We start from the raw sequence: 24,840 nt of genomic DNA on the forward strand, positions 1-24,840 counted from the left end.
AAACGGAGGCAAGCCGTTACAGGCCGTGCTTGTTCTTCCAGTCGACTGCAGGACCACCAAACTCATCAGCCAGCGTCCTGATTTCGTCGGCAAACAGCGGAATCAGATAAGCGCGGACCTCGTCCGACATGACGACTTTTGCCTGCTTTTGTTTGCGGTTGAAGTCCGCCGGAAGTTCGGTCGAGGGTGGCACATCGTCCGCGCCCAACTCGTTTACGATACGTCGGCGCAGACCCTGGGCATCACGCTTCAGATCGTCGAAAAAGTAGAGGCGAAAGCGGTCGTCTTCGGGACCTGTGCGCCATCGGGCCAGTACGTCGGTGATCTTCGAGTGACGTAAACCGGTGCCCTTCTCCACAAACGACCGGACCTGGGCGAGGTCGGTTGGGTTGGGTCGATCGAACCGGCGCACATTCATGCAGTACTGCGACCAGAGCCTCTCGATTGGATCGCGGGCGAGGTAGATGATGGTCGTGTTCGGAAAGTGATCGCGGACGGAGCGAGCACGTTCGTCCGGAATGATGGCGTATGGCGGGCAGATGTCACCCGATAGCCGCGAACCACGCGGGTTGAACAGCCGAGCGTACTCGTCGAGATTGATCGGCTTGCCGTGCAGCCAAAAGCGGGCCTCCAACCAGTTGACGTCTTCCTCGGTGATGAGCCTTTGGTTGGCGCGCTTCCGCTTACGGTTCGCTTCCGGCAGGCCTATCTTGGCGCGCTCGTAGATCGGCGTCGCCGCCTTCATGAATCGATCGGAAAGATCGAAATAGTGTAGCTCCTTGATCGGCGGCATCCAGAATTGCGGGTGGTCATCCAGCTGATCGAAGAGCCAACGCGTGCCGGCCTTCTGGCCGCCGATGCAGATGAAATCCGGCCCGCGGGTGTCGCCGGTCGCGAGCATTTCGGGTCGCACCGCAATGGTGGGCCCGCTCCACGTCTTTTTCGTCTTTGAGGCAGCTGGCAACGGACTTAAGACACTCGCGTTTGTCACCGGTCCGCGAGCCGGGTCTTGCCACGAGGGAGCAGTCAAGAACGGCACGAGGGCATATCATCCGGACGCGGTCATTCGCTCCGGTCGACGGCGTTCCTAGTCCATAGAACCGTTGGTGTCGATGGTGAGCCGCGCCGATTTGCAATTGGATTACAGACCACGAATGCGGGGCGACCAGCGGGCGATGATGTTCTCGATCGCCGCTTCGGCGCCCTCGCCGTTGGCGCTCTGGTAGACATCGGGCTCGATACCGCGCTCGGCAAGGGCGGCGACTGCCTCGGCGATGACAGCGTTTAGAATGAAGACACCCGCGACAGTCGAGGTCGGCCCCATGGCGACCGCCCGTCCCGGTATTGGCAGGGATGTGTCGCCATAGGCGCCGCCGTTGTCGATGACGATGTCGACCACCTCCAGCAGGCGCTGTCCCGACGAGTGCCGCGACGCGACCTCTTTGGCGTGACGGGTCGAGGTGATGGCGATGGTCCTGGCGCCCAACTCCTTGGCGATCAAGGCGAGTTCGATCGGGTATGCGTTCCGGCCAGAGTTGGAGGCGATGAACACGGTATCGCCGGCCCCGATGTCATAGTCAGCCAGCAGGGCGGCGGCGCGGCCTTCCTCGCGTTCCAGCAAGGTTGACCGGCGGGCACCTTCGTGAAGCATCAACGCCGGATCGAGAATTGCCTGTGCGGCCGCGATGCCACCGGCGCGGTAGAATACCTCCTCGGCGAGGAGGTGGGAGTGACCACTCCCGCCGACATAGACCAAACGGTCCGCTGCGAGTGTTGAGATGACGGCGTCCCGGGCAGCGTCCAGAGCCTCCGTTTGAGTCGAGACGATTTCGTCAATCAGGGCAACGATCTGATCCCGGTAAGCGAATCGCAGCCCGACCATGCCGTCAGCCCCTGATTTCGCCGACATAGCGGTAGCGGTCGCCACGATACCAGCTCACCGCATCCTCGACCGCGGTCCCATCGGCTCCGTAGCCGACCTGCGCGATTTTCAACACCGCCGCGCCGGCCCCGATGTCGAGTAGCTCGGCGATCTCGTCGCTGGCCCCTACCGCTTCGAGCTGCTGCAGGACCCGACGCGGGCGGGCGCCTTTTTCATCCATCCGCTCATAGAGTGAGCCCGACCCGTCGTAATCGTCACCGACGCAGGCGACGGGCACGACGGCGCGTTCGTAGGACAGCGCCTCGCCACCCGCGCAGCGCAAACGGACCAAGGCGAGTGTAAGGGTGTCGAGCGGCAACCCGGTCCGAAACGCGGTATCGGACGGGACCGGGCCGATCGCGAGTTCGAGCACCTTGGAACTCGGCAGCAGACCACGCAGGCGCATATCCTCCGAAAAACCGGAGAGCCTTGTCAGCGCCTTGGGAATGCGACCGATAACGCGGGTGCCGGCGCCGGGGCGCGTCGTCACCAAGCCCATGTCCGCCAGATCCTTGAGGCTTTGGCGGACCGTCGACCGGGAGACGTCGAGGCGGGCGGCGAGCTCGCGTTCCGATGGCAAGGCTTCGCCAGGTTCGATCAGGCCGTCTTCGATGGCGGACGCAAGAGTGCTGCGCAAACGATCGGTCAGAGGACCATGCTGCGCCGCCAGTCGTTCAGAGATCGAGTCGAAATTGATCACCAGCGCTCCCGCCGCCGTTCCGATCGCGACGACCCACTGGTATGATTTTGGTCGCACATTCGCAAGCCGATTTCGAAAATTATAGCGAACCATCTAATTCTCTGGACACGGTCGACTAAACCAATAACATACCAATCGTGATCGTTGTCGGCACAGAAAGGATGACCGCGATGAGGGGATTGACCGTGAAACTCGCCGGCCTGGGCGCCGCGCTCCTGATTGGTACCAGCGCGGTGGCGGAAACCGAGCTGCGCATAACTCACTCGATGACCGGTGGGAGCAACCGAGACGCCTTCGACACGATTGTCGCGGACTTCGAAGAGGCGAATCCAGATATCACCGTCAAGCAGATCGTCTTCGACGACGATCTCTACCAAGACACCGGCCTGATCACCCAGCTTCAGAGCTCCGACATCCCGGACATCTATTTCCAATGGGCGGGATTCCCGGTCCAGCGTGATACGGAGGCCGGCTACACCATGGATTTGTCCGACGCGCTGGCGGACGGATGGGGCGATACGTTTATCGAGTCGGTGTGGACGGCCGGTGCCGGAACGCTCGTGGATGGCAAGCCACGCCTTGTCCCGACGTCGCTCGATGTGACCAACACCATCTGGTACAACACCGATATCTTCGCCGAGTACGGTATCGAGCCGCCAGGTACGTGGCAGGAGTTCGTCGACCTAGTCGGAGTCCTTGCCGAGGCCGGCGAGACACCGATCATCCAGGGCAACAACGAACTCTGGCCCTTCGGCAACTGGGCGTCGCATATTGCCGCCCGCGTGGTTCCGCCGGAAGAGTATGAAGCTGCTTTCAAGCAGGAAGGCTCCTTCAACACACCCGGTTTCCTGCGTGCGTTGGAACTGATTGACGAACTGCGCGAGGCCGGTGCCTTCAATCGTGACATGCCCGGCCTCGGCGCCGACCCGGCGATGGCCGGCTTCTTCCAGGGCGCCGCGGCGATGCATCCGATCGGTTCGTGGCTCGTCTCCTCGGCCGGCGAGCTTGCCGAAGACGACTTCGCCTACGACCAGTTCGACACGCCGGTGATCGATCCGAACCACCCCGGCGCGGATAGCGTGATCGGGACGCTGACCGGTTTCATCATTCACGACCAGAGTGAGAACCAGGATGAGGCGATTGCGTTCCTGAAGCACTTCACGTCGCCGGACAGCCAGAAGCTGTGGGCGGAAGCCGGCCTGCTCAGCCCGGTGGACGGCGTCAATGACGTCGCCGACCTGGATCCCCAGACCAAATCGATCGCCGCGATGCTGGCGAATGCCGGCTCGATGGTGCCGCCGCCGGACACCACCTATCCGGTGCCGGTCGCCGAGGCGTATTACCAAGCGGCCGCCTTTGTCGCCGGTGGCGAAAGAACCCCGGCCGAAGCGCTCGAATGGATCGACGAAACCCTGGCCGTGATGGGTAAGCAATAGGCGTGTCCGAACGCCCGCGCGAGGACCGCTCCGCCCCCATAGCGTCAGGCGCCACGAACCTCCTGTTCGTGGCGCCTGCGATTCTGCTGTTCGGCGCCTTCGTACTGCTGCCGCTGGCATCGGCGGTCTACTATGCCTTCACCTCGTGGAACGGTTTCACGGCGCCGGAATGGGTAGGGCTCGCCAATTTCCGGCGGGCATTCGCCGACACCGTCCACCTGATGTCGTACGTTCACGTCGTCATCTACATCGTCGGCACGCTGGTGGTGGAGGTCGCTTTCGGACTGGCGATGGCGGTGCTCCTGAACTCGCGCCGGCGCGGCTTCGGGGTGATGCGAGGCATGTTCTTTTCGCCGATGGTGTTGTCGATGACCGCCGCCGGTGTGTTGTGGGCGTTCGTCCTCGATTATCGAACCGGTCTGCTCAACTCGGCGCTGCGGTTCGTCGGTTTTGATTCGCTCGCGCAGCCGTGGCTCAGTCAGTCGTCGACGGCGCTGGCTGCGATCGTCTTCGTATCCGGCTGGCGGTTCGCCGGCTTCTACATGATCATCTTCTTCACCGCGCTACGGCGGATTCCCACCAACATCTACGAGGCGGCGACCCTCGATGGCGCCTCGCCGATCCGTCAGTTCTTCAGCATCACCCTGCCGCTCCTGAAACAGAACGTCTTCGTTTGCGTCCTGCTGGCGGTGACCGGCGGCTTCGCCGGTTTCGATCTGTTCTTCGCCATGACTAATGGCGGCCCCTTCAACAGCACCGAAGTCCCCGCGACCTGGATCATCAAGCAGGCGTTCGACCAGAACCAGCTCGGCTACGGCACGGCGCTCACCGTTATCCTTGCGGTCGTCGTGGTCGGCGTTTCGCTGGTCTATCTCCGCTTCTCCGAACGCAGCAATGTTGTCCGCTACTGAGCGTCGGCGCAGTCCGGGCGAATGGCTGCAACTCGCCATAGCCGCGGTCGTTGTCGCCGCGATGTTCTATCCGACCGTCTGGATGGTGCTGTCGGCGTTCAAGTCGAACCGGGAGATATTCCGCTCGCCATTTGGGCTGCCGGGCGAATGGCGCTGGGAGAATTTTGCCGAGGCCTGGGACGTCGGCGGGTTGGGCGGGCTGTACCTCAATTCGATCATCGTCACCGCGACGGCGGTCACCATCAGCGTCTTGTTCGCGACCGCGGCCGCCTTCGCCTTCACCCGGCTCGAGTTTGCCGGACGGCGGGCGCTGTATCGGGTCCTGCTGATCGGCCTGTTGCTGCCGCCGCCGGTGGTTGCCATTCCGCTGTTCACGATCCTGCGCGACATCAGCCTGCTCAACACCCTGTGGGCGCTGATCCTGCCGGGCGCTGCGTGGTCGCTGTCGCTCACCGTGTTTCTGATGCGCAGCTATTTCAATTCGGTCCGGCCCGACATGGAGGAAGCGGCGCTGCTTGACGGCGCCAATGTCTGGCAGATCTTCTTCCACGTGTCGGTACCGATGGTGTGGCCGGCGATGCTGACCATGATCATCATCAACACGATCAACATCTGGAACGAACTGATGTTCGCGCTGTTGTTCATCGTCGATGAGGACAAGCGAACGCTGCCAGTCGGCCTGATCCGCTTCTATGGCTATCACAGCACAGACTATGCGCTGGTGTTCGCGGCGCTGACGATCACGACTGTGCCGATCCTGATCCTCTATTTTCTCCTGCAACGCCACGTGATCGCCGGCCTGTCGGCGACGGCCATCGAATAGGGACAACCATGCTGACCGGTGTCATCGAAGGGTTCTACGGGCGCGCATGGCGCGATGACCAACGGCTCACCATGCTCGACTGGATCACCGCGGCGGGTATGAACACGTTCGTTTACGCGCCGAAGGACGACATCCACATTCGCGCGCGGTGGCGGGAACCCTATGGCGACGAGCAACTAAACGCTTTGGCCGCGTTGGCCGAGACGGCGAAGGCACGCGGCGTCGCGTTCAACGTTGCCTTGGCTCCCTGCCTGGACATCACTTACTCCGATCCCGCCGAGATGCAGGCGATCGTTCGGCGATTCGATCAGCTGACCGCGATCGGGATCGAGCACTTCACCCTGTTGTTCGATGACATTCCCAACCGGTTGCCGGAGGCCGATCGGGGTCGGTTCGCATCTTTCGCGGCTGCGCAGTGTTTCGTCGCCAACGCGGTCGTCGAGCACCTACGCCCGATCAACGGCACGGTGTTGTTCTGTCCGACCGAATACTGCGCGCGCTTCGCCGGCGGTGACGTGACGGCCTCGCCGTACCTGAACGAAATCGGTACCGCTCTTGATCCCGAGATCGGCGTGTTCTGGACCGGTCCGGAGATCGTCTCGCCGGAAATCACCGCCGCATCTCTCGCCGAGATCGGCGCGATCCTCCGCCGCAAGCCGGTGATCTGGGAGAATTTCCACGCTAACGATTATGACGTTCGTCGCGTTTGCGCCGGGCCGCTCGGCGGGCGCAACGCGGACATCCTGCCGTTGATCGCCGGCTACATCACCAATCCCAACAACGAATTCGCGGCGAATTTCGTTCCGGTGCGAACGACCGGGCGCTTCCTCAACGATCCAGGCTACACGCCGGAGAACGGGCTTGATGAGGCGATCGAAGTTTGGCGACCGGCGTTTCGCTTTGCCTATCACGATCCACCCGAGACGATGACCGATGACGAGATCCGGTTACTTGTCGAGTTGTTCTATCAACCCTTCGCGTGCGGACCAGAGATCGATCGTCTGCTCGACGTGGGCCGCGCACTTCTCGCCAGCCATCGCCCGGATACCGACAATCCGATCTGGCAAGCCGGCTATGCCGAACTCACCGGACTAAGGGACCGGATCGCGACGCTGTTCACATGCATGACCGAGATCGCCGACCGGGACCTCTTTCATGCCTTTCACCCCTATCTTTGGGAGGCGCGCGAAGAGATCACCCACCTCGTTGCCTATCTCGGCTGGCTGAATGACAAACCAGCAGCCGATGCCTGGTTCCCGGGCGATGAGCACATCCACAATTTCTATCGTCGCGGTTTCACAGTGGGTATCCAGGAACTGTTGAAGCGAGACGATCAGGGCCGATATTACCATGATGACGGATAGCGCCGATGTCGTCATCCGGCCGGCGATGGTGGCGGATCACGCTGCACTGAAACGCATCTGCGTTCAGACCGCCAACAATGGCGACGATGCGACCGAGCGGGAAGACGCCCCCGATCTTGTCGGCCTGATCTATGCAGTACCGTATCAGGTCTTCGCGCCCGATTTCGCCTTCATGGCCGAAGATGCGACTGGCCCTTGCGGCTACGTGTTGGGCGCGCCGGATACATTGGCGTTCGAGGCATGGCTGGAGTCTGAGTGGTTCCCACCATTGCGCGAACGCCTGATCGATCCGGGTCCGGACGAAAACGCCTGGCGGGGGAGCGACTGGGCCCGGCGGTTCATTCATCATCCGCACTACACGGATCTCACCTCGCTCGATCGCTATCCGGCCTGCGGCCACATCGACTTATTGCCGCGCGCGCGGGGTAAGGGCTTAGGCCGACGCTGCATGCGCTTGTTCATGGACAAGCTTGCCGAAGCTGGCGTGCCGGGCCTGCATCTCGACGTGGGACCGACCAATTTGGACGCGCAGCAGTTCTATAAGGCAGTGGGTTTTCGGTTCGCCGACGATCGCGATTTGAAAGGATCTCAGACTTACATGATCAGGGAGCTGCCGTAGCGGTCAGTGGCTCTCGCGCGGAACCGCCGCACCACGGCAGCCGACCAGAAAGTCGAGATCGGCACCACGGTCGGCCTGAAGCACGTGCTCGACGTAGAGCGACTGGTAACCGCCGTTCATCGCCGGGGGCGGGGGCTCCCACTCCACTCGCCGAGCGTCGAGTTCCGCGTCGTCGACGTCGAGATGCAGGCGGCGCCCGGCAACGTCGAGGGTAATCATATCGCCATCGCGAACCAGCGCCAGCGGGCCCCCGGCCGCTGCCTCGGGCGCGGTGTGGAGCACGACGGTGCCGAAAGCGGTTCCCGACATCCGCGCATCGGAGATTCGCACCATGTCGCGCACGCCCTGTTTGAGCAGCTTTTGCGGTAGCGGCATGTTGCCGACTTCCGCCATTCCCGGATAACCCTTCGGCCCGCAGTTCTGCAGAACCAGAATCGAGTCCTTGTCGACATCGAGGTCGGGATCGTCAATCCGGGCGCGAAAGTCCTCGATCGACGAGAAGACCACAGCCTTGCCGTGATGCTGAAGCAATTCAGGTGTGGCGGCAGATGGCTTGAGAACGGCGCCGTCGGGAGCCAGGTTCCCGCCCAGCACGGCGATACCGCCATGGGCGACCAAGGCGCGATCTCGTGGCCGGATGACGTCGGGGTTCTCGTTAACCGCATCGGCGATATTTTCCCCGAGCGATCGGCCCGTCACGGTGAGCGCGTCGAGATCGAGGTGGTCGGCCATCTCCTTCATCACCGCCGGGATACCGCCGGCGTAGCAGAAATCCTCCATCAGGTACTGACCCGAGGGCATCAGGTTGACGATGGTTGGGATGTCACGGCCGAGCCGGTCCCAATCCTCGAGGGTGAGGTCGACGCCGATCCGCCCGGCGATAGCGATGAGATGAATCACGGCGTTGGTTGAACCGCCGATCGCGCCGTTCATCCGGATCGAGTTGGCGAATGCGGTCCTGGTGAGAATCTGCGATAGGCGAAGATCGTCGTTGACCATCGCCACCGCGCGACGGCCGGTCAGCCGTGCCAGCCGCGCGCGGTTGGCGTCGACCGCGGGGAAAGCCGCGTTACCGGGCAAGGTCACGCCGAGGCTCTCGGATAGCGACGCCATCGTCGACGCGGTTCCCATGGTCATGCAATGGCCGGGCGACCGCGACATGGCGCGCTCCGCAGCCGTGAACTCGTCGAGGCTCATGGTTCCGGCGCGGACCTCGTCGGAGAAGCGGAAGACGTCCGTACCAGAGCCGATGTCGCGGCCATGGAACTTGCCGTTGAGCATCGGCCCACCGGAAATCAGGATCGTTGGCAGGTCGCAGGACGCGGCGCCCATCAGCAACGACGGCGTGGTCTTGTCGCAGCCGGCCATGAGGACGACGCCGTCGATAGGGTTACCGCGGATCGCTTCCTCGACATCCATGGAGGCGAGATTGCGAAAGAGCATCGCCGTCGGCCGCAGGTTCGATTCGCCGCATGAGAAAACCGGAAACTCGAGAGGCAGCCCGCCGGCTTCCAGAACGCCCGCCTTTATGTGCTCGGCGAGTCCACGGAAGTGGGCGTTGCATGGGGTGAGTTCCGAGAACGTGTTGCAGATGCCGATCACCGGCCGACCATCGAATACATCATCCGGCAAGCCGCCGTTCTTCATCCAACTGCGATGAATGAAAGCGTTTTTGCCTTGACCGCCAAACCATGACTGCGACCGGAGCTTTCGGCTCATCCGTCTGTTCTCCTCGGTAGGTCCTGCGAGACCAGAGTTACTTGATCGCACCGAGCGTCAGCCCCCGGACCAACTGGCGCTGAAAAACGAACACAAACAGTAGCACCGGCACCAGCATGACAACGGCCGAGGCCGATAGTTCGCCCCAGCGGATCTGTTGATACCCGACGAAGTTGTAGAGACCGACCGGCACCGGCTGGATGCGATCGGCGAGCACCAGCGAAAACAGGAACTCGTTCCATGAAAACAGGAAGGCGAGGATCGCCACCGCAGCGATGCCGGGGAGCGCCACCGGCAGGCAAATCTGGCGAAATGCCTGGAACCGTGTCGCTCCGTCCATGAAGGCCGCTTCCTCCAACTCGGTTGGCAGGTCCTCGAAGAACCCCTTCATCAGCCAGACGACAATCGAGATGACAAAGGCGACATGAGCAAGCACCAGGCCGAGATAGGTGTCGAACAGCCCGGTCTGAACGTAGAAGACGAAGAACGGAATCAGCATCGCCACCGGCGGCGTCATTCGCGTCGACAAAACCCAGAAGCCGAAGTCGGCGTTCCCCCTGAACCGGTAGCGCGCGATCACGTAGGCGGTTGGCGTGCCAAGCAACAGCGAAAGGGCTGTGGTGCATAAGGCGATGATCGCCGAGCTCTGGAAGTAGCCCCACACCTCGCCGCTGGCGAGCACCGCCAGGTAGTTGTCCCAAATCGGCTGGAAAATGAAACTTGGCGTGCGCGAGATCGCATCGACCTGCCGTTTCAGGCTCATGGTGATGAGCCAGTAGATCGGGAACAGGCACCACAGGGCAAACACCCAGAGCACCAGCCGCCGCAGCCATGGCGCAAGCGCGCGGCCGATCCGGGTCGGTTTCGACAGCGGCTTAAGCAGAGGCTGATGCGTGTCGGTCATCGGCGCCTCACATCGTCGCCCTTGGCCGGAACAGATTGATCCGTCGCAGGAACACCTGACTGGCGATGATCGTGAAAATCAGCATGACGATTGCCAGCGCCGCGGCGTAGCCCATCGACAGAAACTCGATGCCCTGCTTGTAGGCGAGCAGGTTGAGGGTTCGCGTCGCGATGCCGGGCCCACCGCCGGTCAGCACGAAGATGATGTCGAATGTCTTGAACGCGTCGATTGACCGAAAGACGATCGCGACCGCCAGATACGGGAACAGCATCGGCAGGGTGTGGTGAAAGAAACTGGTCACCGGACCGGCGCCATCCATCGCCGCGGCCTCCAGCGGTTCCTGGTCCATCGCCGCGAGCCCGCCAGCGGCGATCAACAGGATGAACGGCGTCCATTGCCAGGCATCGACGGCAACCAGTGTCGCAATCGCCATCGCCGGCGTGCCGAGCCAGTCCTGTGGCGGCAGACCGATCTGCTTGAGCAGGTAGTTGAACACGCCGAGGCTCGGATTGAGCATGATCCGAAACGTGAAGACGGCGGCGACCGGGGTGATCGCCAGCGGCAACAGATAGACGATCCGCAGGAAGGGGACGGCGCGGGTTTCGTGATGAAGCAGGGCGGCGATGCCGACGCCGAGCACCAGTTCAACGGCGACCGCAGCGACCGTGAAGATCACCGTCACCCTCAGCGCGTTCCAGAATTCCGCGCTGGCGAACATCCGCTCGTAGTTCTCGAACCAGATGAACGCGAAGTCGTCGGGGGTGACGAGGGAATAATTCGAGAAGGAGAACGCGACGCTGATCGCGAACGGGATGATGGTCAGCCCGACCAGCAACACCGTTGCCGGCGTGAGCATGAGGAGAACGAAACGGCGCCGTTCGCGGGCGGCTTGGGCGGTCATCGGGGTTGCGATCGGTCGGATGGCGGGAGCGGCCCGGAGGCCGCTCCGTTTTGGCCGTTCGGTGAGGCGACCCTAGAGCGCCGCCTCGATCTTCGATTGGGCGTCGTCCATCGCGGTCTTGGCATCCTTGGCGCCGGTGGCGATCTCGTTGATCGCGATACCGAAGGCGTCGAGAATTTGCGGACCCTTGGGATGGAACCAGGTCGCCTTGAAGAGATCGCCGTCGCCAGACTTGAGGCTGTTGAGCGCAACCTCGGCGGCCTGGGCGCCGAAACGATCCTCGAAAGCGCTGGTCGCCCAGGCGGATGCCCGCGGTGTGGCGAGACCGGCGGCTGCGGCGAGCGCTGCGGTCGGCTTTGAACTCGCCCACTGCAGGAACAGCCATGCGGCTTCCTTGTTGGCCGAGTTCGAATTGATGCCGGCGGTCCAGTGCCACATATTCGGCTTGATCGGGTTGTCGCCGGCCTGCGGGATGGTGCCGTAGATCGTGTGGCCGGCTGCCGCGCTCTTGTCCGGATTGGCGATGTCGGTGGCGAAGTTCGACGAGTCGCAGCCCATCGCGACCGCTTCGGCCATGAAATCGTTGAGGCACTCGACCCACTGATAGCTGCTGATGCCCACCGGGCCCGAGTTGTTGAGGACACCGCCATACATCTCCATGGCCGCGACCGCTTCAGCGCTGTTGATCACCGACTTGCCGTCAAGATCGATGATGGCGCCGCCGTAGCTGAAGATGAAGCCGCCGGCTGGCCACGTGCTGTCACCGGTCGACTTGGCCCGCATAGCCACGCCGGCGACGTCGCCGGTGTTCATCGCCGCGGCGGTGCTGGCGAAGTCGTCCATAGTGGCCGGTACCGACAACCCCTGCGCCATCAGCATCGGCTCGTTGATGAACAAAACCTGGGACTCGGCGGTGATCGGCATCAGGTAGCGAATGCCGTCCGACCAAACCTGGAAGGAGCGGGCCGACGGGAACAGATCGTCGCCCTCCCACCAGGTGGCGTCGCTTAGCTGATCGTTGTCATAGAAGCCGTCGAGGCTCTCCAGCCATCCGGCGGTGATCGCCTGACCGATCGCCCACACCATGTACACATCTGGCGTCGCGCTTCGGGAGCCCAGCTTCACCGGCAGTTCGGCGGTGTACTCGGTTTCGGACTGGGTCTGGACCTCGACGTTGATGCCGGTGAGTTCGGTGAAGAGCGGGATCAGCGGCGTGATCGCTTCGGTCCACGGATGTTGAACTGCGCCGAGCACGATGGTCTTGCCATCCTGCGACTTCCAGTCGATGTCGGCGGATGTCCACTGTGAGCCCACTTCCTCGAACGTCGCGGCGAGCAGCTTGCTCATCGGCATCGAGAAGACACCGGCGCCAGCGACGACGGCGGCGCCGCGCATTAGGCTCCGGCGGGAAATCGGCAGATGCATTCCGCCGGCCGGCGGTTTGATCGAACGGGTCATTTCTTCTCCTCCGCTTGGGCGACAGACACTTGTCTGTTCGGAAACGTCTCCTCGGGGCGCCGCTACGATTTTGGCGCCATCATTCCATCATTCGACATCCGTGACCGAATGATAGGATGTTGCGCTATGATTGATAGGATGTTTTGATATGCTAAGTCAAACGAGAAGGCGTGACGACCCTCGAACCGAGGGTGAATCGACACCCGACAAAAGAGGAAATGCCGACACCTTGGTCCAAGTCGTTCTAAAAAACATCGAGAAGCGCTGGGGGACGGTCACAGCCGTGCGCGATCTGGACCTCACCGTGAACGATCGGGAATTTCTCGTCCTGCTTGGGCCCTCCGGGTGCGGCAAGACGACAACGATGCGGATGATCGCCGGCCTCGAACCGGTCACCTCCGGCGATATCTTCATCGACAGCGAGCGGGTGAACGACCGACCGGCGCGCGATCGCGACATCGCCATGGTGTTCCAGAACTACGGGCTCTATCCGCATTTCACGGTCGGTGAGAACATCGGATACCCCCTGCGCCTCCGCAAAATCCCCGAGCCTGAACTCGGGAACCGGATCAAGGCGGCGGCCGCCAAGGTTCATCTCGAAGACTATCTCGACCGTCGCCCGCGGGCGCTGTCCGGCGGCCAGAGGCAACGGGTGGCGCTCGCCCGGGCGATCGTGCGCACGCCAAACCTGTTCCTCATGGACGAGCCGCTCTCCAACCTTGACGCGATCCTACGCGTCAACATGCGGGCGGAGCTGAAGCATCTTCACCACGAACTGAAGACGACGACGGTCTACGTCACCCACGACCAGATCGAGGCGATGACGCTGGCGACTCGTGTCGCGGTGATGGACCAAGGGCAGATCGTCCAGCTCGGCTCGCCGGAGGAGATTTACAGCGACCCGGAGACCCTGTTCGTCGGAACCTTCATTGGCTCGCCGCCGATGAATCTGCTCCACGGTCGAATGGACGGGGGCGTGTTCACCAATCCCTCCGTTCGGCTGGAGGGCTGGCCGCAGAATCTTGCCGGCGATGTGGTTCTCGGCTTCCGGGCCGACGCGGTCGCGCTCGCCGATCCCGGTTCGGGCAACCTGTCGGGAACGGTGTTCGCGGTCGAGTACACCGGCTCCGGCCTGCTGGTCGTGGTCAGCATCGGCGAGGCCACGGTGACCGCGTTCGGTCACCTCGACAAGCGGCCGGTGTTCGATCAGAGCGTCGATCTTCTTCTCGATCGGGATGCCGTTTTCATCTTCGACGCCGCCACTGGTAAACGCATCCGCCGGCCGGGGGAGGAGGTGCGGGATGGCGTATGATTATGTGATCGCCGGCGGCGGATCGGCAGCCTGTGTCGCGGCGACCCGGCTGGTCCGCGATCATGGCGCGCGGGTGCTGCTGATCGAGCGCGGTCCGGCGCGTTATGCGCGGCTGATGCGGATGCCGGCCGGTTACCTCAAATATCTCGCCCGCGACGATTTTCTCGAGATGCACAAGACCGTGCCGCAGCCGCAGCTCGACGGCCGTGCACCGATCGTGCCGCAGGCCAAGGTGCTCGGCGGTGGCAGTGCGGTGAACGCGATGGTCTATATGCGCGGCCAGAGCGAGGACTATGACGGCTGGGATGCGTTTCTCGGCGGCGACTCGGGCTGGTCCTACGCCGACATGCTTCCCCATTTCCGCGCCATGGAGCGCAACACCAAATACAACGACGCCTATCACGGCATCGCCGGCAGCCTGTGGGTCTCCGATCCCGGCCATACGGTCGAGATGACCGAGGCGTTCACGCTGGCCGCGCAGAGCTGCGGCGTTCCCTACAATCCCGACTTCAACGGTGAACGGCAGGCAGGGGTCGGCCTGATGCAGCATACCATCGGTCGACACGAGCGCAGTGACGCGGTTCGGTCGTTCCTATCGCAGGTCGTGGACGACCCGAAGCTGACCGTGGTCACCGATGCCTTGGTGACCCGTATCCTCTTCGACGGCACCCGCGCCACCGGCGTCGAATATGTCGTCGATGGCAAGACCGAACAGGCCCGTGCCGACGGCGAGGTGCTGATCGCCACCGGAACGTACAACACCGCCAAGCTTCTGATGCTGTCCGGGGTCGGCCCGGCCGATCACCTGCGCGAGCACGATATCGCCATCACCATTGATTTGCCCGGCGTCGGCCAGAACCTCCAGGACCATCACGAAGTCCCGGTGATCGCCACCACCAACCGGGCGGTCGGGTACTTCGGCGAGGACACCGGCTGGCCGATGATCCGCAACGGGCTCCAGTATCTGGCCTTCCGCACCGGCCCGGTCACGACGACGGGTATCGAAGCCTGTCTGTTCTTCGACCCGGACGGCAGCGACCGGCCGATGATCCAGCTCTACTGCGCTCCGATCGTTTATCTCGATCGCGACGTGACCGATCACAAGCCGACCCACGGCGTGACGCTCACCTGTTGCCTGTTGCGCCCGCAGGCGCGCGGCAGTGTGCGCCTGCGTTCGACCGATCCGGCCGAGAAGCCGCTGGTCGATTGCCGGTTCTTCGGCGAGCCTGACGATCTCCGCTTGTCACTCGCCGCGCTTCGCTTCGCCCGCGAACTCCTTGCGACCGAGCCGGCGGCCTCGCTCATCGGCAGCGAGATGTTGCCCGGAGCCGAGATCGTCACCGATGACGACCTGCGGAGCTACTGCAACACCACCGTCAAAACCAACTACCACCCGATCGGGACGGCCCGCATGGGTCGCGACGACGATCCGATGGCCGTCACCGATCTCAGTCTGCGGGTACGGGGCGCCGAGCACCTGCGGGTCATCGACTGTGCCGCCATGCCGCTGATCCCGTCGGGCAACACCAACGCGCCGGCGATGGCCTTCGCCGACCGCGCGGTCGCGATCATCCGTGGTGTCGCCGGCGCGCCATCATCATTGTAGTCGAATGAGCTCAGAAGCCGCCTGGAATCCACCGAACCCCGACGTTACGGGAACTGCGATCGGTGCCCCGAAGCCGCCGTCGCTGGTCGGGCAGACCGTTGACCGGCTCGGCGAAGCGATCGTTGGCGGGACCTATCAGCCGGGCACCGTTCTGCCACCCGAAGCCGAACTTGCACGCGTCTTCGGTGTCAGCCGCAACGTCGTCCGCGAAGCCGTCAAGGTGCTGGCCGCCAACGGGCTGGTGCGGGTGTCGCGCGGTTCCGGCACGACTGTGGAGCCCGCGGCCGACTGGAACTACTTCGATCAGTCGGTGATCGGCTGGATGCTCGCCCATGAGGACCAACGCGACCAGCTTGTCGACGAACTCAGCACCCTGCGGTTCATCATCGAACCAGAGGTCGCCGCACTCGCTGCCGAGTTCGCGACAACGACGGAGATTCTCCGCCTGTTCGAAGCCTTCGAGGCGATGGAACGGCATCTCCACGAGCCGCAAAAGGCCGTCGAGGCCGACATCCTGTTTCATCGCCGCCTGTTCGAGGCAGCTCACAATCGGCTGCTGATGGGGATGTTGCGCACGGTCGTGGCGGTACTCCGCGCCAACTTCGCCCTAGCGATCAAGGCCGATTACGCGATCATCGAGTTTCTGGAGGAGCACCGGGTCGTTGCTGAGGCGATCAACCGCCGCGAACCGGACGCGGCCCGCGCCGCGATGCAGGTGCTGCTCAGTAACAACAAGAAAAATCTGACCGCTATGCGGCGGGAAGTGGCGAAGCAGCCACCGGTAAAGCCCGGCGCTGCAAAACCCTAGTCCAAAGCTTCATGCCGGCTGCTTCGGTTCCGTGCATGTCAGACAGCGACGGCCAAGGATTGCGTGGCTCTGGCGCATTTCAACCGTGTGTCACATAACTTTGCTTAAGCGGCTTAGAATTTAGGCGAGCCACGCTGGCGATCGACAGGAGGGGTTGGACATGGATTTCAGGAAATCGAATGCGAACAGGGTCCGTTGGCTGTCGTTTGCGGTGGCGTCCGTCTTGATACCCGGGACGGCGGTCGCCCAAAACCCGATCATCGTCACCAACGGTGCAGACAGCGGGCCCGGCTCCCTTCGCGCCGCGCTGAACGAGGCCGCGGCGCACGACGAGCCGGTCCCGATCGTTATCGTCACCAGGAACGATATCGGGATCTCCTCCACCCTGACCTATTCCGGTCGCGCCGCTGACCCTCTTCGGCGACGGGCAGACCGTCTGGTCAGACGAGAACCAAACGCTGCTAACGCTCAGCGAAGGAGCCGACCTCACTGTCGTTGACCTGGATTTCCAGGGCCCCGGCGACTTCGACATCGAAAGTCGCGGCGATTCATCCGGCCAGGGCGGCAAGGGGATCTTCATCGACGTCCGCGACGACCAGGATGGTGTAGTAGAGCTTGTGCTCGAGGGCGTTTCGCTGTCCGGCGTCGCCTATCACGGCGTGCACGTCTCGGATTGCGACCTTGCCGACGAGTGCGGCGGCGGCAGTGGCGGTGGCGGTGAGGGATCGGCGGCTTCGATTCTCGTTCGCCTCGCCGAGGTGGAGATTAGCGATGTGGGCAACGGCGTCTTCGATGCCGACGGTATCCGGATCGACGAGCGGGGCCCTGGCGATATTGAGTTCACCGCCTATGACTCGCTTTTCTCGGACGTCGGCGCCGATGGGGTCGAGCTGGACGAGGGGCAGGCCGGCGACGTCGTCGCCACCATCGTCAACAGCAGTTTCGTCGACAACGGTGGGTATTGCGATGGCGATTTGCTGACGCCGCTGCTGCCGGAGAACGACGAGGCCGAATTCGATGACGGTGTTGCATCGCCGGCGGATATCCCTGTCGAGATCACCGGGTCTCCGGATGACCGCTGCTTTGAGCGGGAGGTTGCGCTCTACCCGTCAGGCAGCGTGGAATCCTACGCGTTTGTAATCGACTTCGACGATGGCCTCGACATCGACGAGGCCGGCCCCGGGGACCTGCAGACGACGATGGTGGACAGCGAGGCTCGGCGAAACTTGGATGAGGGCGTGGACCTGGATGAACTGGATGACGGCACGGCCGCCGTCGTCTTCTTCGAGGTCGATGCGGAGGACAACACGGATGACGGTATTCGCGTGTCGGAATCCGGCGCTGGCGACGTGGATGGACGGGTGCTCGACGTGGTGGCCACGATGAATGGCGGCAATGGTGTCCGCATGGAAGAGGAGGATGCCGGCAATCTCGACGTGGTGGTCGAAGGAACCAGGACCGCCAATAACGACGATGGCGATGAGACCGGGTTGCGGATGGCGAAATCCGGAGACAGTCCGGGGACGCTGACCATTCGCGATTCGGACATCGCCGACGGGATCGATGCGCGCAACGTCACCGTCGTGCAGGAATGAGGTCCGCAAGTCTGCGTCGATCGGCGGCGGGTTGCCGCGCGGCGTTGCAAGGCGAACGCCCCCTGCCGGCCTCAGTTTGCGCTCAGACGTCGACCGAGAGGCCTATCTGTCATTTCAACTGGCTGAAATTGTTGGGAAATTTGGTAGCGGAGGAGGGACTTGAACCCCCGACACGCGGATTATGATTCCGCTGCTCTAACCAACTGAGCTACTCCGCCACGCTGCCCGCCGGGAGCGGATGGCATATAAGGAAGGGGCCGAAACCCTGTCAAGCAAAGGCGTGGCGGCACACAGGACATTCCGGGCGCGGAGCTCATACGACGAGACCGGGCGGGCGGTACCGCGAGAATGTGGAAGTTTCAAAGCCTGCGATGGTGCGCCGGACCGGTTCCAATTCTGCCGCTCAAGTGATGTTTCGTCGGTTTGCTTTTTTTCAACGCACTTGACAGACGATCGCGCTAAACAGGGCCGCGTGAGGCCTGCGGGGAAGTATATGACCGGTAAATATTTCGGCACCGACGGGATTCGCGGCCGCGCCAACCAGCCGCCGATCACGCCGGATGTTGCCATGAAAGTGGGGATGGCCGCCGGCGTCGTCTTCCGCAATGGCGATCACCGGCACCGCGTGGTGATCGGCAAGGATACGCGCCTGTCGAGTTACATGATCGAGTACGCCCTGACGGCCGGATTCCTCTCCGTTGGCGTCGACGTACTTCTGACCGGCCCCGTGCCGACGCCGGGCATCGCCATGCTGACCCGCTCGATGCGCTGCGATCTCGGGGTGATGATCTCCGCCTCGCACAATCCGTTTGACGATAACGGCATCAAGTTGTTCGGCCCGGATGGCGCCAAGCTGTCTGACGAGACGGAAGCGCGTATTGAATCACTGATCGATGCGGACCTTGGCGACCGCTTGGCCGCACCGCGGGCCTTAGGGCGGGCGCAGCGGATCGAAAGCGTTACCGACCGCTACGTGGAGTACGCCAAGCGGACGCTGCCGCGGACCCTGTCTCTGGACGGGCTGCGGGTGGTGATCGACGGCGCAAACGGTGCCGGCTACAAGGTCGCGCCGTTGGCGCTTTGGGAACTCGGTGCGGAGGTCGTTTCGCTTGGTGTCGACCCCGACGGTTTCAACATTAACCGCGAGGTCGGCTCGACGGCGCCCGAAGCGCTGGCCGCGAAGGTGCGTGAGGTGCGCGCCGATATCGGCATCGCCCTCGACGGTGATGCCGATCGTGTGGTCGTCGTCGACGAACGCGGTCACCTGGTCGACGGTGACCAGATGATGGCGGCGATCGCCACATCCTGGTCGCGCAACGGCCGGCTGACCCAGCCCGGAATTGTCGTTACGGTAATGTCCAACCTTGGTCTCGAGCGCTACCTCGCCGGCATCGGCGTGGGACTGGTGCGCACGGCAGTTGGCGATCGCCATGTGGCCGAGGCCATGCGTCGCGATGGTTACAACCTTGGTGGCGAACAGTCGGGCCACATCATCCTCTCCGACTACACCACAACCGGCGACGGCCTCGTAGCGGCGCTACAGTTGCTGGCGGTCGTGCGTGAAGAGGGCCGTTCTGTGAGCGAGGTTTGCCATCTGTTCGAGCCCTTGCCGCAGATTCTGAAAAACGTACGGATTACCGGCGGGCGCCCGCTCGACGATGCTGAGGTGCGCAAGCGGATCAGCGACCTGAACGACAGTCTCGGCGAGAGCGGCCGAGTATTGGTACGCGCGTCGGGCACCGAGCCGGTGATCCGGGTCATGGCCGAGGGTGACGACGCCAAGGCGATTTCGGCGGTCGTCGACGACCTCGCCGCGGCGATCGCGCGGGCCGCCGCCTGAGCGAAACGGAAATCGATCGCCCATGATAACCTTCGATCCCGCCAAGCCGCGGGGAATCGTCTGGATCGCGTCGTATCCCAAATCCGGCAACACTTGGATCCGCGTGTTTCTCCACCATCTGTTCCGGATGGCGGATGGGCGCCCGCTGGAGGATTACGATCTCGATTCCCTGTCGCGGACCAGCACGGTCGCGTTCGGCCGAGTCGATCTGTTCGAGCGCTTCATGGAAAAGCCGATCCTCGAATCCGATCCGGTCGATATCGCCTTCGCGCGTCCAAAAGTGCAGCAGGCGATGGTCGATGAGGAAGACCGGGTCATCTTCGTCAAAACTCACTCCTTCCTCGGCCGGGTGTTCGACCAGCCTCTGATCAACCGCGCGGTCTCGTCCGGCGCGATCTACATCGTTCGCAATCCACTGGATGTCGCGGTATCGCTCCAGTCCTATCTAGGTGTCTCCCTGGATTCAGCGATCCGATCGATGGGAGCGTCGCTCAACGCCTCGCCAACGGTGGAGATACGAGCGCAGGAAATCTGGGGATCTTGGACGGAGAATGTCGGAAGCTGGACCACGAACTCTCCGCCAGTCGTTCATGTCGTGCGCTACGAGGACTTGCTGGCCGATACCCGTAACCAGTTCGACGCGATCGTTCGTCACCTGCGCCTGGATGTGACGCCCGAACAGGTCGAGGAAGCGCTGGCCCTGTCGTCGTTCGATCGTCTCCAGGCCCAGGAAGCAGCGACCGGCTTCATCGAGCGGCCGTCATATAGCGGTCAGTTCTTCCGGGCGGGCAAGGCCGGCCAGTGGCGCGATGTTCTCTCACCCGAACAGATTGATCGGATCGTTTCCGACCATGGCGAGCAGATGAGCCGCTTCGGCTATCTGCCGAACTGACAGTGCGGCAAAACCGATCATGATCATTCTCAACAAGAACAAGCCGCGCGGCCTGATATGGCTCGCCTCGTATCCACGGTCCGGCAATACCTGGACTCGAGCGTTCATCCATGCGTTGGTCAATGTCCTGCGAGATCCCGACTACGGGGACCTCGACATCAACGCGATCGAGGCATTTTCGGCCGCCGAGAGCGCCGCCGAGCTGTACCAGCCCCTGCTCGGCAAGCCGGCGTTCCGGGCATCGCAGGCGGAGATTGCGGCGGTTCGCCCCCGCGTGCAGGCAGACATCGTCGCTCGGCTGCGGCGTCCGGTGTTCATCAAGACCCACAACGCCAACGCTGTCGATCATGGTCACCCGCTGATCAACATGGGAGTGAGCGCCGGCGCGGTGTACATTCTTCGCAATCCGCTCGACGTGGCGATCTCGTTCGCCCGCTTCCGCGATGTCGACATCGATCGGGTGATTGAGGACATGGCGACGCCGGGGTTCGGCGTTGCGACCGACCGGAAAAATGTCCACGTCATCACCGGCTCATGGTCGGAGCATGTTCGTAGCTGGACCGATCAATCCCATCCTGTGATCCTCGTCGTTCGCTATGAAGATCTGCATGACAAGCCGGCGGAAAGCTTCGCCGCGATCGCCCGGCATCTTCTGATGCAGGCGACACCGGAGCAGCTCGACAAGGCGATCGCGCTGACACGATTCGACAACCTGCAAAGCAAGGAAGCGGCAGATGGTTTTGCCGAGCGTTCAGAAAGCGCCGTCAATCCCTTCTTCCGGGTCGGGCGGCCCGGCCAGTGGCGCGACGTGCTGTCCGACCAACAAGTCGACCGCGTCGTTTCTGCCCACGGCGCGACGATGCGACGCTTCGGTTATCTTCCCGACCAGCAGGATGCAGCGGCGTAACCCGGCCGCTTAGCGGCCGACTTTTTCAGCGGCGGCGATGACCGTCGCAACGGCCTGCGTCGAAGTCTCCATCCGGTCGTATTCCGCTGGGCGGAGTTCTCCCCCCATGTACACATCGGCGCGGCGAAACCGCATAGCGCTTTCGACCGGTGCCATCGCGGCGAAATGGATCTCGCGGGCCCTGGTCTCGGCGACAACCCGATGAACGGTCTTCGCCGTGATCCCGCCGCCCGGCATTACGACGATCCGATCCCCGGCGGCTTCGACTAGCCGTGCGAGTGTCTCTGCGCCTTCAAGCGCACCCGGTTCCTGACCAGACGTCAGGACACGATCGACGCCGAGTTCGATCAGCGTTTCCAAGGCGGCGAACGGGTCGGGAGTCATGTCGAAGGCGCGGTGGAATGTGACGGCGGCCGGGCGCGCGCGTTCGATCAGGCGCCGGTTGGCCGCGACGTTGATGGCGCCATTCGGATCGAGGACGCCAAACACGAAGCCATCCACGCCGGCGGACTTCGCCGTCGCGATGTCGGTTTCCATCGCGACCAGTTCCTCCGGCGCATAGCAGAAATCACCGCCCCGCGGCCGGATGATCATATGGAGTCCGATGTCACGGATTTCACGGGCAACGAGAACAGTGCCGAGGCTGGGCGTGGTGCCACCCTCGATAAGGCTGGCGCACAGCTCGACGCGTTGCGCGCCGGCATCCCGCGCGGCGACGATTCCACGGATGGAGTCGACGCAGATTTCGTAGGTTAACCCGGTCAACGTGTTTCGATCCTTTTTGGTCGGAATGGAGGGTCGGTTGGCAAGGCCGGACGCCGAGGTCGGCGGCAGTTGCGTTGAGGTTAAGCGTTTACCGCGTCGATCTGCGCACTGCTGCGCCCACTAATCCAAGTCTCACGAACCTGGAGCGCGTCGTTGAGAAGCACAAGACTGGCCCGGAAGCCTGGCGTCACCTGGCCGAGTTCATTCCCGAGCCCGAGGAACTCCGCCGGCGCCTGCGACGCCATGTGTAGCGCAGCTTCGAGCGGTAATCGAAGCTCCTCGACACAGTTGCGCACGGCGGTCGCCATGTCGAGGTCGGAGCCCGCCAGGGTGCCGTCGGCCATTGTCAGCCGGCCGCCGGACCGGCTGATCGTTCGGCCGTGAAGATCGAACGCATCGTCCGGCGATCCGACCGACGCCATGGCATCGGTGACCAGGATCGTTCTGTCCCAGCCCCGCGCTGCAATGGCCACTCTTAGGCTTGGGGCGGAAACGTGATGGAGGTCGACGATCACGCTGCACCACGCTTGTGGGTCATCAAGCGCAGCGCCGACGGGGCCGGGCTCACGCCCGGTGAGCGGCGGCATGGCATTGAAGAGATGGGTGAACGCGGTCAGACCGGCACGGCGCGCCGCCTGGATTTCATCGTAGGTCGCCTTGGTATGGCCGGCGGCGAGAAGCACGCCAGCATCGGCAAGACGGCGGACCGCATCGACAGGGACCATCTCAGGCGCCAGCGTCAGCATGGTGGCGCCGCGTGAGTCGGCCGCGATCGCGACGATATCGTCTTCGGTGATCGGACGGATATAGTCTTCGCGATGGGCCCCCTTCCGGACCGGGTTGAGGAACGGGCCCTCGATGTGGACGCCGAGCAGGCCGGGAACGCCACGCGCGAGAGCGTCCTGAACCGCAGCAATAGCCTCGGCCATGACGTCAGGGGTATCGGTGATCAGCGTCGGCAGAAAGCCGGTCGTCCCGTAGGGCCTATGCGCCGTGCCGATCGCAGCGATTCCCTCGATGGTTCGGTGATCGTTGAACATCACGCCGCCGCCGCCGTTGACCTGTATGTCGACGAATCCCGGTGCAATCAGTCCGCTGACGTCTTGGCGCTGATAGTCGGACGGTACGTCCCCATCTGACACGACTGCGGCGATGCGGTCGCCGTCGATCAGCACGGATGTGCCATTGCGGATCCGGTTTCCATCGAAGACGCGAGCGCCAACGAGAGCTGTCCTGGCTGCTGCTTCAGCCTCCGTCGCCATCACAGCGTCTCCGTCACTTTCTTGAGGTTCGGAGGCCGATCCGGGTCGCGGCCGCGTGTGCGAGAAAGGACTTCCGCGAGCGGATAGAAACTCTGTATCAGGGCCAATGGCTGGGCAAATGGATGGATCGCGGTCACCGCCGGGAGAGATATCGCGCCCGGTATCTCGGCCGGGCCGGCGGTCAAGACGGGGACGTCCCGATCGACCAACTGCCGCCCTATGTCTGTCAGCGAGGGCAAGGCCTCGTCCCGCTGGCTGAACATGATGACCGGGAAGCGAGGGCCGGCCAGCGCCAGCGGACCGTGCTGCATCTCAGCCGCGCTCATCGCCTCGGCATGGAGACCGCAGGTCTCTTTCATCTTGAGCGCGGCCTCCTGGGCAACGGCAAAGCCGGGCGCGCGCCCGGCCACGTACAGGCTGTCGACGTCGGCAAGAAGCGGCAGCGGCTCGCGCCAGTCGCAGGCCAGCGCATCGTTCAGGTCGTCGGCGAGCCGGTGAACCGCGCTCATCAGGGCTGTATCGCCGCTCCAGTGGGCAGCAAGCTGTAAGAGGGCGGCCAGCGAGGCGACGTAGGTCTTGGTCGCCGCGACGCTTCGCTCCGGCCCGGCATGGAGCGGAAGCACAACTTCGCACAAATCGGCGAGGGGTGACTCCGTGTCGTTGACCACCGCAACGGTGATGGCCTGTTCGGCACGGGCGGCCTCGGCAAGTGTCAGCAAGTCGGGACTCCGACCGGACTGGGACACCGCGATAAACAATGCCCCTGCCATTCTTGGTTGCTTGCCGTAGATTGAAGTCACCGATGGCCCGACCGAGGCGACCACGGTGTCGAGGTGGAGTTCCAGCAGGTACTTGGCGTACGCCGCGGCGCTGTCGGAGGAGCCCCGCGCGCACGTGACGGCAAAGCGCGGCGGGTTCGCCTTCAGCCGGTCTGCGAGGTCGGCGCAGGTCTTTTCGTTCGCTTCGATCAGCCGAGCGACCACCGCCGGGGCTTCGGCGGTTTCGCGAAGCATCAGGGTCGTCGACGGCTCGGCATCAGTTTCGCTGCTCATCGGACCTCACATTATCTCAACGGTGAAACGACACGGCCGTGGCTG

General features: G+C 63.2%; 22 protein-coding genes and 1 tRNA gene. 12 read left to right on the forward strand and 11 right to left on the reverse strand.

The features are described from left to right. Positions 1–16 precede the first annotated feature (16 nt). The 3 genes from ACO076_RS09725 to ACO076_RS09735 all read right to left on the reverse strand — a co-directional run bounded on the left by ACO076_RS09725 (position 17) and on the right by ACO076_RS09735 (position 2,678). Positions 17–1,039, reverse strand: coding sequence for a sulfotransferase (locus tag ACO076_RS09725; protein WP_421726515.1), 1,023 nt, complete (start codon positions 1,037–1,039; stop codon positions 17–19). Between the two features lie 102 nt (positions 1,040–1,141). Beyond that, complete coding sequence (locus ACO076_RS09730; protein ID WP_421726516.1) at positions 1,142–1,927, reverse strand: sugar isomerase domain-containing protein; 786 nt, start codon at positions 1,925–1,927, stop codon at positions 1,142–1,144. Beyond that, a complete protein-coding gene (locus ACO076_RS09735; RefSeq protein WP_421726517.1) occupies positions 1,887–2,678 on the reverse strand; it encodes a GntR family transcriptional regulator in 792 nt (263 codons plus the stop codon). The genes ACO076_RS09730 and ACO076_RS09735 overlap by 41 nt, the downstream gene beginning before the upstream one ends. 113 nt (positions 2,679–2,791) lie before the next feature. On the opposite strand from ACO076_RS09735, the gene ACO076_RS09740 reads away from it, so the two are divergent. From ACO076_RS09740 to ACO076_RS09760, 5 genes are all read left to right on the forward strand, one after another. Then, the gene (locus tag ACO076_RS09740) at positions 2,792–4,057 is read left to right on the forward strand and encodes an ABC transporter substrate-binding protein (protein ID WP_421726518.1); all 1,266 of its coding nucleotides are present in this window, start codon (positions 2,792–2,794) and stop codon (positions 4,055–4,057) included. Between the two features lie 68 nt (positions 4,058–4,125). Then, the gene (locus ACO076_RS09745; protein WP_421726519.1) at positions 4,126–4,968 is read left to right on the forward strand and encodes a carbohydrate ABC transporter permease; all 843 of its coding nucleotides are present in this window, start codon (positions 4,126–4,128) and stop codon (positions 4,966–4,968) included. Continuing rightward, complete coding sequence (locus ACO076_RS09750) at positions 4,952–5,791, forward strand: carbohydrate ABC transporter permease (protein ID WP_421726520.1); 840 nt, start codon at positions 4,952–4,954, stop codon at positions 5,789–5,791. The genes ACO076_RS09745 and ACO076_RS09750 overlap by 17 nt, the downstream gene beginning before the upstream one ends. Positions 5,792–5,799: 8 nt before the next feature. Further along, on the forward strand, positions 5,800–7,155 hold the full coding sequence (locus ACO076_RS09755) for a beta-N-acetylglucosaminidase domain-containing protein (protein WP_421726521.1): 1,356 nt from the start codon (positions 5,800–5,802) through the stop codon (positions 7,153–7,155). Continuing rightward, positions 7,145–7,774: a GNAT family N-acetyltransferase gene (locus ACO076_RS09760; RefSeq protein WP_421726522.1), complete on the forward strand. Its 630-nt coding sequence runs from the start codon at positions 7,145–7,147 to the stop codon at positions 7,772–7,774. The genes ACO076_RS09755 and ACO076_RS09760 overlap by 11 nt, the downstream gene beginning before the upstream one ends. A 3-nt stretch (positions 7,775–7,777) precedes the next feature. Here the strand turns inward: ACO076_RS09760 and ACO076_RS09765 are convergent, their stop codons facing one another. From ACO076_RS09765 to ACO076_RS09780, 4 genes are all read right to left on the reverse strand, one after another. Continuing rightward, positions 7,778–9,493: an IlvD/Edd family dehydratase gene (locus tag ACO076_RS09765; RefSeq protein ID WP_421726523.1), complete on the reverse strand. Its 1,716-nt coding sequence runs from the start codon at positions 9,491–9,493 to the stop codon at positions 7,778–7,780. Positions 9,494–9,530: 37 nt separating this feature from the next. Beyond that, positions 9,531–10,397, reverse strand: a complete 867-nt coding sequence (locus ACO076_RS09770) for a carbohydrate ABC transporter permease (RefSeq protein WP_421726524.1) — start codon at positions 10,395–10,397, stop codon at positions 9,531–9,533. A gap of 7 nt (positions 10,398–10,404) precedes the next feature. Further along, a complete protein-coding gene (locus ACO076_RS09775) occupies positions 10,405–11,298 on the reverse strand; it encodes a carbohydrate ABC transporter permease (protein ID WP_421726525.1) in 894 nt (297 codons plus the stop codon). Between the two features lie 72 nt (positions 11,299–11,370). After that, positions 11,371–12,756, reverse strand: a complete 1,386-nt coding sequence (locus tag ACO076_RS09780; RefSeq protein ID WP_421726526.1) for an extracellular solute-binding protein — start codon at positions 12,754–12,756, stop codon at positions 11,371–11,373. Between the two features lie 229 nt (positions 12,757–12,985). On the opposite strand from ACO076_RS09780, the gene ACO076_RS09785 reads away from it, so the two are divergent. From ACO076_RS09785 to ACO076_RS09800, 4 genes are all read left to right on the forward strand, one after another. After that, positions 12,986–14,068 (forward strand): ABC transporter ATP-binding protein, encoded by a 1,083-nt coding sequence (locus ACO076_RS09785; RefSeq protein WP_421726527.1) that lies wholly within the window; start codon positions 12,986–12,988, stop codon positions 14,066–14,068. After that, on the forward strand, positions 14,058–15,674 hold the full coding sequence (locus ACO076_RS09790) for a GMC family oxidoreductase (protein WP_421726528.1): 1,617 nt from the start codon (positions 14,058–14,060) through the stop codon (positions 15,672–15,674). Before ACO076_RS09785 ends, ACO076_RS09790 begins: the two co-directional genes overlap by 11 nt. A 4-nt stretch (positions 15,675–15,678) precedes the next feature. Beyond that, positions 15,679–16,482 (forward strand): FadR/GntR family transcriptional regulator, encoded by an 804-nt coding sequence (locus ACO076_RS09795; RefSeq protein ID WP_421726529.1) that lies wholly within the window; start codon positions 15,679–15,681, stop codon positions 16,480–16,482. A gap of 617 nt (positions 16,483–17,099) precedes the next feature. Then, positions 17,100–18,077 carry a hypothetical protein gene (locus ACO076_RS09800; protein ID WP_421726530.1) on the forward strand — a complete coding sequence of 326 codons (978 nt, stop codon included), beginning with the start codon at positions 17,100–17,102 and terminating at the stop codon, positions 18,075–18,077. 141 nt (positions 18,078–18,218) lie between these two features. On the opposite strand, the gene ACO076_RS09805 is transcribed toward ACO076_RS09800, so the two are convergent. Further along, positions 18,219–18,295 (reverse strand) — tRNA-Met (locus tag ACO076_RS09805). 275 nt (positions 18,296–18,570) lie between these two features. On the opposite strand from ACO076_RS09805, the gene glmM reads away from it, so the two are divergent. The 3 genes from glmM to ACO076_RS09820 are packed head-to-tail and all read left to right on the forward strand — an operon-like array spanning position 18,571 to position 21,716. Then, on the forward strand, positions 18,571–19,917 hold the full coding sequence (gene glmM, locus ACO076_RS09810) for a phosphoglucosamine mutase (protein WP_421726531.1): 1,347 nt from the start codon (positions 18,571–18,573) through the stop codon (positions 19,915–19,917). 22 nt (positions 19,918–19,939) lie between these two features. Next, complete coding sequence (locus ACO076_RS09815) at positions 19,940–20,809, forward strand: sulfotransferase domain-containing protein (RefSeq protein ID WP_421726532.1); 870 nt, start codon at positions 19,940–19,942, stop codon at positions 20,807–20,809. A gap of 19 nt (positions 20,810–20,828) precedes the next feature. After that, entirely contained in the window at positions 20,829–21,716 is an 888-nt protein-coding gene (locus ACO076_RS09820; RefSeq protein WP_421726533.1) for a sulfotransferase domain-containing protein, read from the forward strand. 9 nt (positions 21,717–21,725) lie between these two features. On the opposite strand, the gene ACO076_RS09825 is transcribed toward ACO076_RS09820, so the two are convergent. The 3 genes from ACO076_RS09825 to ACO076_RS09835 form a co-directional block, all read right to left on the reverse strand. Continuing rightward, positions 21,726–22,481, reverse strand: a complete 756-nt coding sequence (locus tag ACO076_RS09825; protein WP_421726534.1) for a copper homeostasis protein CutC — start codon at positions 22,479–22,481, stop codon at positions 21,726–21,728. Positions 22,482–22,561: 80 nt separating this feature from the next. Then, positions 22,562–23,743, reverse strand: a complete 1,182-nt coding sequence (gene nagA, locus ACO076_RS09830) for an N-acetylglucosamine-6-phosphate deacetylase (RefSeq protein WP_421726535.1) — start codon at positions 23,741–23,743, stop codon at positions 22,562–22,564. After that, positions 23,743–24,795: an SIS domain-containing protein gene (locus ACO076_RS09835; protein WP_421726536.1), complete on the reverse strand. Its 1,053-nt coding sequence runs from the start codon at positions 24,793–24,795 to the stop codon at positions 23,743–23,745. The genes nagA and ACO076_RS09835 overlap by 1 nt, the downstream gene beginning before the upstream one ends. Positions 24,796–24,840: the final 45 nt, after the last annotated feature.

Origin of the sequence: Bauldia sp., assembly GCF_965232525.1 — a bacterium.
Taxonomy (GTDB): domain Bacteria; phylum Pseudomonadota; class Alphaproteobacteria; order Rhizobiales; family Kaistiaceae; genus Bauldia.

Excerpts from the sequence above, each read along its gene's own strand:
- ACO076_RS09780 (WP_421726526.1), bottom strand. The coding sequence starts at position 12,756 with ATGACCCGTTCGATCAAACCGCCGGCCGGCGGAATGCATCTGCCGATT.
- ACO076_RS09750 (WP_421726520.1), top strand. The coding sequence starts at position 4,952 with ATGTTGTCCGCTACTGAGCGTCGGCGCAGTCCGGGCGAATGGCTGCAA.
- ACO076_RS09770 (WP_421726524.1), bottom strand. The coding sequence starts at position 10,397 with ATGACCGACACGCATCAGCCTCTGCTTAAGCCGCTGTCGAAACCGACC.
- ACO076_RS09820 (WP_421726533.1), top strand. The coding sequence starts at position 20,829 with ATGATCATTCTCAACAAGAACAAGCCGCGCGGCCTGATATGGCTCGCC.
- nagA (WP_421726535.1), bottom strand. The coding sequence starts at position 23,743 with ATGGCGACGGAGGCTGAAGCAGCAGCCAGGACAGCTCTCGTTGGCGCT.
- ACO076_RS09765 (WP_421726523.1), bottom strand. The coding sequence starts at position 9,493 with ATGAGCCGAAAGCTCCGGTCGCAGTCATGGTTTGGCGGTCAAGGCAAA.
- ACO076_RS09790 (WP_421726528.1), top strand. The coding sequence starts at position 14,058 with ATGGCGTATGATTATGTGATCGCCGGCGGCGGATCGGCAGCCTGTGTC.
- ACO076_RS09740 (WP_421726518.1), top strand. The coding sequence starts at position 2,792 with ATGAGGGGATTGACCGTGAAACTCGCCGGCCTGGGCGCCGCGCTCCTG.
- ACO076_RS09760 (WP_421726522.1), top strand. The coding sequence starts at position 7,145 with ATGACGGATAGCGCCGATGTCGTCATCCGGCCGGCGATGGTGGCGGAT.
- ACO076_RS09755 (WP_421726521.1), top strand. The coding sequence starts at position 5,800 with ATGCTGACCGGTGTCATCGAAGGGTTCTACGGGCGCGCATGGCGCGAT.
- ACO076_RS09815 (WP_421726532.1), top strand. The coding sequence starts at position 19,940 with ATGATAACCTTCGATCCCGCCAAGCCGCGGGGAATCGTCTGGATCGCG.
- ACO076_RS09835 (WP_421726536.1), bottom strand. The coding sequence starts at position 24,795 with ATGAGCAGCGAAACTGATGCCGAGCCGTCGACGACCCTGATGCTTCGC.
- ACO076_RS09795 (WP_421726529.1), top strand. The coding sequence starts at position 15,679 with ATGAGCTCAGAAGCCGCCTGGAATCCACCGAACCCCGACGTTACGGGA.
- ACO076_RS09775 (WP_421726525.1), bottom strand. The coding sequence starts at position 11,298 with ATGACCGCCCAAGCCGCCCGCGAACGGCGCCGTTTCGTTCTCCTCATG.
- glmM (WP_421726531.1), top strand. The coding sequence starts at position 18,571 with ATGACCGGTAAATATTTCGGCACCGACGGGATTCGCGGCCGCGCCAAC.